Genomic DNA, 6,688 nt, shown 5'->3' with positions numbered 1-6,688 from the left:
CGCGACGAACACCGGTCCGAACCGCGCGGTCTCGCCGGTCGCGGCCGTCGCGAGCGCGGCCTCCGCCCAGCCCGTCCCGACCGCGGCGACGAGACCGACGCCGACGCCGGCCACTGAGAACACCGCCGCCGTGAGGCCGACTCCGTTCGCGTTCATCAGACCGCCCCCCAGCCGTCGGCCAGCCGCCCCTGCCACCCGGCGCGCTCCTCCCACGCGTCGCCGGAGAACCCGGCGGCGAGCAGGAACTCGCCGGCCCGCACGACGTAGCCGTACTGGACCCCGGCGTGCTCGTCGAAGCCGTAGCGCTCGCCCTCGGCCTCGTCGTGGTAGAGCCGGTGCCAGCGAGCGGGTCCGTCGTCGGCACCGGTCTCGTCGCCGTCGGCCGATCCGCCGTCGCCGTCCGCCGAGCCGTTCCCGGAGAAGTCCGAGCCGGCGGCCGTGGCGCCGGGATCGATCGGCGCCCGCCCCTCGGTCGACGCGTCGGCGAGAACCGCCACCAGCCGCTCGCTCGCGGTGTCGGCGTCCGGGTAGCGCTGGACGTACAGGGGCGTTCCGTCCAGCTCGGAGGCCCACCCCTCGAACGTCTCGCTCGGACGGTTGCCGGCGGACGGGCGGTCCGCGAACGCGACGAACAGCTCATCGGTCCGGTCTTCGCTCCGCGGTACCGGTCCCAGCCGGGCGCGGAGCTCCTCGCGCCGGTCCGCCCCGAACGCCCCGCCGTAGATCCGCGGGATGCGGGAGCGGTCGTACCGGTCGTCGTCGTACGGCTCGTGCGCGAACGCCGCGGATCCGCGGCTCGCGAGCGCGACCTCGACGAACGCGGTCCCCCGGACCGCCCGCCGCCGCTCGTCGCCCTCGGGGAGGGGGTACAGCAGTCGGTCGAGCAGCCGGTTGTGGATCGGGTCCCGGGAGAACGCCTCCGCGACGTAGATCGCGGTGCCGATGCTCGCGAACCCTCGGCGCATGCGGTCGAGCTCCTCTAAGAACCGGTCGACGTCGTTCCGGGGCGCGACCGTTCGGAGCTCCTCGACGTGGCGCCGCGCTCGCCCGCGGATCCGGGCCTCCGGGTGGAAGTGCGGCTCCAGGGCCTCGGCCGCGCGATCGGCGGCGGCGCGTGCGGCGGCGTCCAAGCGGTCAACCATTTCGACGGTCACCGCGTCGCTCTCGTCGGCCGCCGCGCGGAGGGCGTCCACCTCGGCGACGACGCCGGCGATCGCGTCCCTGTACGTCGCGACCGCGTCGGCGTACTCGGTCGCGAACCAGACCGCGTCGTCGACCACGTTCCGCGTCGCCGCCGCGAGCGACTCGTTCAGGACCGGATCGGGGTCGTCGAGTTGCTCGTCGCCGGGAGGATCAGGTTCGCCGTCGTCGCCGTCGGTCGCGTCCGGGGCCGCGTCGGGGTACTCGACGCCGCGAACGCCGAGACACCCCGCGGCCCCGGCGGCGATCCCGACGCCGGCGCCGAGCAGGCCCCGTCGCGTCCGTTGCATACGGTACTCTCCCGTCGGTGGGGACTTAAATGTGGGATGCCCGATTCTCGAAACTGAGTGCGCGCCGCACGTCGCCGTGGACCGTCCGGCCGCCGCCGAGCGCGCCCCTTTTGAGGCGGGCGACCCGAGCGGCGCGTATGTCAGCGCCTTCACGCAGCGACGTCCCGCCGACGTCGATCGGGATCGACCTCCGCGAGGAGGGAGTCGTCGTCGAGTACCTCGACGGGCGGACGACCCTCTACCGCGGCGCTCCGGACGCGGTGGAGGGTTCGGTGACTGCCGGTCCCGGCAAAGAGACCCACGTGCTCGTCACCGACCCGACCGAGACCGAGGGCGTGATGACCTACGTCAACGACTACAACACCGACGACGAGATCCTGGAGGACTCCGGCGTCGGTCGCGTCATGGTCGAGGAGGGCGAGCGGGAAGAGGTGTTCCCCGGCGTGATCGTCGGCCGGACCGACCAGCGAAACGAGGTGATCGCGGACCCCGAGATCGCCGGCGGCCGCGTGTTCGTCTTCGTCGAGGACGGCTGGACAGAGGGGAGCTTCGAGATCGTCGAGGGCCCCGAGGACGGGCTCGACGCGCACCGGTGAGCCTCGCGAAGCCCTGGCGCGACCTCGACCGCTCGACGGTCGGAAGCGCCCCGACTCGGTACGCGCTGTACGAACTCGGAGACGCCGACGGCGACACGGTCGGGTTCGGCACCGGCGTGCTCCGCGACGAGCTGAAGGAGGCGCTGGCGTACGGGGACGCGGCCAAGGTGCGGTGGGAGCTCGCGGACTCGGCCGAACACGCGGAGCGGCTGCTCGCGGAGCACGTCGACGCGTGAGCGAGGGGCCGAGCCGCGGCGCGCCCCCGGCCTCCGGAACGGGCTGCACTCGCGGGGAACGACCGACAGACGAAAGTCCAGCGGTCGCCGATGGGCAGGTATGAGCGAGGACGCGGACGCCGACGGCGACGAGGCGGTGCGCGCGAGCGACATCGGCGGCGAGGGGCCGCCGGTCGAGGAGAAGCCGTACAAGATCGTGTTCGAGGCGAACAAGTGCTTCGGAGCGGGGAAGTGCGCCGAGGTCGCCGACAACTGGGTGATGGACATCCAGAGCGGGATGGCGCAGCCGCGGTCGTACTACATCGGCGAGGACGAACTGGAGGAGAACGTAAGGGCGGCGGAGGTCTGTCCCGCGAAGAAGGAACGGGGCGTCATCCACGTCGTCGACCGGCGGACCGACGAGGAGATAGCGCCGAACCCGCACGGCGACGGGACGCTCTCGGTCGACTGGTAACGGGGACCGCCACCGACGGACCGGCCTCCGGACGGCGCCGCCTATCCGAAAGGGGTTTCACCCCGCCGCCGGAACCGAAATCCGCGCGGGGGTGGCTGAGCCTGGCCAAAAGCGGCGGACTTAAGATCCGCTCCTGTAGAGGTTCGAGGGTTCGAATCCCTTCCCCCGCATGCTGTCGCGAGCACTCCGCGAGCGACAGCACTGGGCCGAGAAGGGGTTCGAATCAGGGAGCGACGCGAGCGTAGCGAGCGGCGTGACCGCGGTTCGAATCCCTTCCCCAGCATATCGCGGCGCTCACCGACAGATTATGTCAGTATTCTGGCCAAATATATCCGGTGCAAACGACTTATGCCTCGGTCCCTGACAGTCTGTGTTAGAATCGTAACCCGAGTCTTGTAATACAGCCACAATGGATATTGAAACAAACCGGGACGGAGATGTCCCTGTGTACAAAGTCGATCTGAACGAGGCCGCCGATCAGTCTACGAGCTATACAGTAGTCGAAAGTATTGCAGACTTGACCGACCGAGACCCGGGCGACCTCGAACCGCTGTGGGATAGCGTCGATCCGGAGGCGTTGGACTCGTTCGTCGGCCACGCGAGCGAATCCTCGACGCCGTATCGACTCGCGTTCCAGTATCAGGGATACACGGTCGAGGTCGTCGAGAACCGGTGGCTCCGACTCGTCCCGAACGAGGAACCGGCCGCGTTCGCGAAGTAGCTTCGAACGGCGGCGACTACCGGCCGCCACCCGAGCGCCAGGCTCCTCTTGGTCTATCTGTCGCTCCAGACTACCAGGCCGGTCCAGAATACCGGCCCCTCCTCACTCGTCAGTGAACGGAGTGACTCGGTCGTGAGTACGTCCAGAGAAGCGGTTTCCGGGGAGCCGTACCGACGCAATTCGACTAACAACAGAACATGAACGGGTAGACGAGGGCGACGCGGTCGCCCGCTTCTAACGTCGTGTCGAAGCCGTTCTCGTTCTCGTTGAAGTGGCCGTTCACGAGGATCCGGGCGTAGGCGGTGGTCTGCTCACCGACCGGGTTCTTCGTCCACGTGCCGGGAAGCTCCTCGGGCGCCGGCGCCCACCCGCTGTGGGTCGCGTCCGCCTCGGTCTCGGCGATGAGCATGTCCTGTAGCTCGGGGTACTCCTCGAACAGCTCGTCGAGGAACGCGCGGAGGGTGTCGCCCTCGAACGTGTACTCGAACTCGTACTCGCCGAGCTCCGTGCGGACGTGCCCGGTACAGCGCACCGTGACCGTCGTCTCGGCTTCCGTTTCCCCTCCGGCCGCGGCGTCCGGCGCGCTCTCGACGGCGGGCTCTGCCGCCTGCTGACTCGAGGTCATACCGTTCTGTAAGGCGTCTCGGGGCGTAAGCCCCGTTACGAACATGTTCGGCACCATTCGGGCCGCCGCCACATGTGGGTCGAGGGCGCCTTCGAGTTCTTCATCGTCACCATCATCGGGCTCACGCTCGTCTCGATGAACCTCCTCACCCGACGCAGCGCCGAGAAGTCGGTCATGCTGCAGGCGCTGCTGGTAATGGGCACCGGCGTCATCGGGGTCTCCCACCACTACTGGTGGGTCGGCATGCCCGACTACTGGGCGCCGATCGGGAGCGTCTTCTCGACGCTGGAGCTGCTCCCGCTGATCTTCATCCTCTACGAGGCGATCGGTCAGTACCGGGCGATGACCGCCTCGGGCGGGTTCACCTACACGCTCCCGTTCATGTTCATCGTCGCCAGCGAGGTGTGGAACTTCGTCGGCGCAGGCGTGCTCGGCTTCTTCATCAACCTCCCGCTGGTCAACTACTACGAGCACGGCACCTACCTCACCGTCGGCCACGCCCACGCCGCGATGTTCGGCGCGTTCGGGTTCCTCGCGCTCGGAATGGTCGCGTACGTGCTCCAGCTGTCGATCGACCCCGAGCGCTGGGACGGCTCGTGGCTCCGCGCGTCGTTCTGGCTCTGGAACGTCGGGCTCGCGCTGATGGTGTTCGTCTCCGTGCTCCCGGTCGGGTTCCTCCAGCTCGACGTCGCGTTCACCGAGAGCTACGCGGCGGCCCGGAGCCTCGCGTTCTACGAGCGGCCGCTCGTCCAGTCGCTGTTCTGGGCGCGGCTCCCCGGCGACACGCTGCTTATCGCCGGTACCGCCGTCTACGCCGCCGACGTGGCTCGGAAGCGCTTCGCGCTCCGGCGCTCCGAGGACGACCCGACCGTCGACGACATGGCCGTCGCGGAGGGGATCGTCGGCGGCGACGACGACTGACCGGAAACCTTGGTTTTAATCCTCGATCAGTTGTTTAGAATCCAGTTCCGTCGGCGACGGAGCGACCGCTTATCAAAGCCGGTCGCTCATCAAAGCCGGTCGCTCACCGCGCGGCGGATTCGGTCGATGAACCCCGAGTCGTCGGCGGAGCGAGGGTCGGAGAGCTCCCAGTCGGCCTTCTCGGCCGCCTCGCCGATCGGGCGGTACTCGAAGCCGACGTGGGTCGCGACGCGGCGGTCGGACGGAGAGGTCCCGACGAAGACGTGCCGCGGCGTGTCGGCCTCGTCGTAGACGTCGCCGAGCGTCCCCCACTTGTCCCAGTTGCGGAGCGCGTAGTCGTTCTCGACGCCGTGCTCGCGGACGAACCCCTCGACAGCTTCGGCGTCGTTCGCGACGATCCCGACGTACCGGCTCCACCGGCGGGCCTCGGCGAACGCCGCCTCGGGGTCAGCGAGCCGCCGCGCAGCGCCGAGCGAGAGGACGAGCGTCAGCTCGCCGCTCCGGGTCACGGGGTCGGCGTCGACGTCAAGGCTCATGACCGTTCGTCCCGAGTTCGACCCGGACCGACTAAACCGTGTGGGGAGGCTTATGAGGGGAGCGGGCGTCGCTGGGCGTGACATGGAGTTCGAGGCCACCTTCGGAACGGACGCGCCGGTGATCGGCATGGTACACCTCCCGCCACTCCCGGGCGCGCCGAAGGCGCCGGCGGACGGCGTCCGCGCGATGCGGGACGCGCTCGACCGCGCCGCGGCCGACGCCCGCGCCCTCGACGGCGGCGGCGTCGACGGGATCATGATCGAGAACTTCGGCGACGCCCCCTTCTACCCGGACGACGCCCCGAAACACGTCGTCGCGGCCGTCACCCGCGCCGCGACCGCTGTCGCCGACGAGACGGACCTCCCGCTCGGGATCAACGTCCTCCGGAACGACGCCGAGGCCGCGCTCTCCGTCGCGGCCGCGGTCGGCGCCGACTACGTTCGGGTGAACGTCCACACCGGCGCGCGGGTCACGGACCAGGGGGTCGTGCAGGGGCGGGCCCACGAGACGCTCCGGCTCCGGGACGCGCTCGGCGTCGACGTCGGGGTGTTCGCCGACACCGACGTGAAACACTCCGCCCCGCTGTCGGCCGAGGGGTACACCGCGGAGTCGTTCGCCGACACCGCCGAGCGCGGGCTCGCCGACGCCGTGATCGCCTCCGGACGGGGAACCGGCGAGGCGGCGGACCCGGAGGCGCTGGAGGCGGTCGTCGCCGAGCGCGACGCGCACGGGCTCGACACGCCGGTCCTCGTCGGGAGCGGGGTGAGCGCGGAGACGGTCGCCGGGACGCTGTCGGTCGCCGACGGCGTCATCGTCGGCACGGCGCTCAAGGAGGGCGGCGAGACCACCGCGCCCGTCGACGCGGACCGGGTCGCCGAGCTCGTCTCGCGGGCCGACGAGGCGCGCTGAGGTCGCCCTCGGTCCGGGTCAGTCCCGTTCGGCGAGGAACCGCGCGACCGCTTCGCGGGTCGGGAGCCCGCCCTGCGCGAACCGCTCCGTGCAGTTGATCGCGGCGACCGCGGCCGCGAACCGGACGCCGTCCGCGACGCTCTCGGAGCCCGCGGCGTCGGCGCCGGCCCCGTCGCGCCCGCCGGCCCCGTCGCGCCCG

8 protein-coding genes, 1 tRNA gene and 2 pseudogenes are annotated in these 6,688 nt (G+C 70.4%); 7 read left to right on the top strand and 4 right to left on the bottom strand.

The features are described from left to right. Positions 1-155: 155 nt before the first annotated feature. Positions 156-1,490, bottom strand: a complete 1,335-nt coding sequence (locus DJ75_RS05905; RefSeq protein WP_094523443.1) for a hypothetical protein — start codon at positions 1,488-1,490, stop codon at positions 156-158. A 137-nt stretch (positions 1,491-1,627) separates the two neighbouring features. Here DJ75_RS05905 and DJ75_RS05900 point away from each other — a divergent pair, with 137 nt between their 5' ends. The 5 genes from DJ75_RS05900 (at position 1,628) to DJ75_RS05880 (ending at position 3,497) form a co-directional block, all read left to right on the top strand. Beyond that, on the top strand, positions 1,628-2,086 hold the full coding sequence (locus DJ75_RS05900) for a DUF5796 family protein (RefSeq protein ID WP_094523441.1): 459 nt from the start codon (positions 1,628-1,630) through the stop codon (positions 2,084-2,086). Further along, positions 2,083-2,322, top strand: coding sequence for a hypothetical protein (locus DJ75_RS05895; RefSeq protein ID WP_094523439.1), 240 nt, complete (start codon positions 2,083-2,085; stop codon positions 2,320-2,322). The genes DJ75_RS05900 and DJ75_RS05895 overlap by 4 nt, the downstream gene beginning before the upstream one ends. A 100-nt stretch (positions 2,323-2,422) precedes the next feature. Then, positions 2,423-2,776, top strand: a complete 354-nt coding sequence (locus tag DJ75_RS05890; RefSeq protein WP_094523436.1) for a ferredoxin — start codon at positions 2,423-2,425, stop codon at positions 2,774-2,776. An 85-nt stretch (positions 2,777-2,861) separates the two neighbouring features. Then, positions 2,862-2,946 (top strand) — tRNA-Leu (locus DJ75_RS05885). 239 nt (positions 2,947-3,185) lie between these two features. Beyond that, a complete protein-coding gene (locus DJ75_RS05880; RefSeq protein WP_176451425.1) occupies positions 3,186-3,497 on the top strand; it encodes a HalOD1 output domain-containing protein in 312 nt (103 codons plus the stop codon). A 184-nt stretch (positions 3,498-3,681) separates the two neighbouring features. Here DJ75_RS05880 and DJ75_RS05875 read toward each other — a convergent pair whose 3' ends face one another. Next, on the bottom strand, positions 3,682-4,122 hold the full coding sequence (locus tag DJ75_RS05875) for a MoaD/ThiS family protein (RefSeq protein WP_094523432.1): 441 nt from the start codon (positions 4,120-4,122) through the stop codon (positions 3,682-3,684). 69 nt (positions 4,123-4,191) lie between these two features. Here DJ75_RS05875 and DJ75_RS05870 point away from each other — a divergent pair. Beyond that, positions 4,192-5,043 (top strand): annotated as a pseudogene (locus DJ75_RS05870) (cbb3-type cytochrome c oxidase subunit I); the annotation flags it as partial. 89 nt (positions 5,044-5,132) lie between these two features. Here the strand turns inward: DJ75_RS05870 and DJ75_RS05865 are convergent. After that, positions 5,133-5,579 (bottom strand): hypothetical protein, encoded by a 447-nt coding sequence (locus DJ75_RS05865; RefSeq protein ID WP_094523430.1) that lies wholly within the window; start codon positions 5,577-5,579, stop codon positions 5,133-5,135. Between the two features lie 82 nt (positions 5,580-5,661). On the opposite strand from DJ75_RS05865, the gene DJ75_RS05860 reads away from it, so the two are divergent. Further along, positions 5,662-6,489, top strand: coding sequence for a BtpA/SgcQ family protein (locus DJ75_RS05860; protein ID WP_094523428.1), 828 nt, complete (start codon positions 5,662-5,664; stop codon positions 6,487-6,489). Positions 6,490-6,507: 18 nt separating this feature from the next. Here DJ75_RS05860 and DJ75_RS05855 read toward each other — a convergent pair. Beyond that, positions 6,508-6,688, bottom strand: a pseudogene (locus tag DJ75_RS05855) (carbohydrate kinase family protein); the annotation flags it as partial.

Origin of the sequence: Halorubrum sp. Eb13 (assembly GCF_002252895.1) — an archaeon.
Classification (GTDB): domain Archaea; phylum Halobacteriota; class Halobacteria; order Halobacteriales; family Haloferacaceae; genus Halorubrum.
The sequence above is the reverse complement of the archived record's forward strand: the minus strand, read 5'-3'. Positions and strand labels throughout refer to the sequence as shown.

Coding starts and splice junctions, on each gene's coding strand:
- DJ75_RS05905 (WP_094523443.1), bottom strand. CDS start 1,490: ATGCAACGGACGCGACGGGGCCTGCTCGGCGCCGGCGTCGGGATCGCC.
- DJ75_RS05900 (WP_094523441.1), top strand. CDS start 1,628: ATGTCAGCGCCTTCACGCAGCGACGTCCCGCCGACGTCGATCGGGATC.
- DJ75_RS05890 (WP_094523436.1), top strand. CDS start 2,423: ATGAGCGAGGACGCGGACGCCGACGGCGACGAGGCGGTGCGCGCGAGC.
- DJ75_RS05880 (WP_176451425.1), top strand. CDS start 3,186: ATGGATATTGAAACAAACCGGGACGGAGATGTCCCTGTGTACAAAGTC.
- DJ75_RS05875 (WP_094523432.1), bottom strand. CDS start 4,122: ATGACCTCGAGTCAGCAGGCGGCAGAGCCCGCCGTCGAGAGCGCGCCG.
- DJ75_RS05865 (WP_094523430.1), bottom strand. CDS start 5,579: ATGAGCCTTGACGTCGACGCCGACCCCGTGACCCGGAGCGGCGAGCTG.
- DJ75_RS05860 (WP_094523428.1), top strand. CDS start 5,662: ATGGAGTTCGAGGCCACCTTCGGAACGGACGCGCCGGTGATCGGCATG.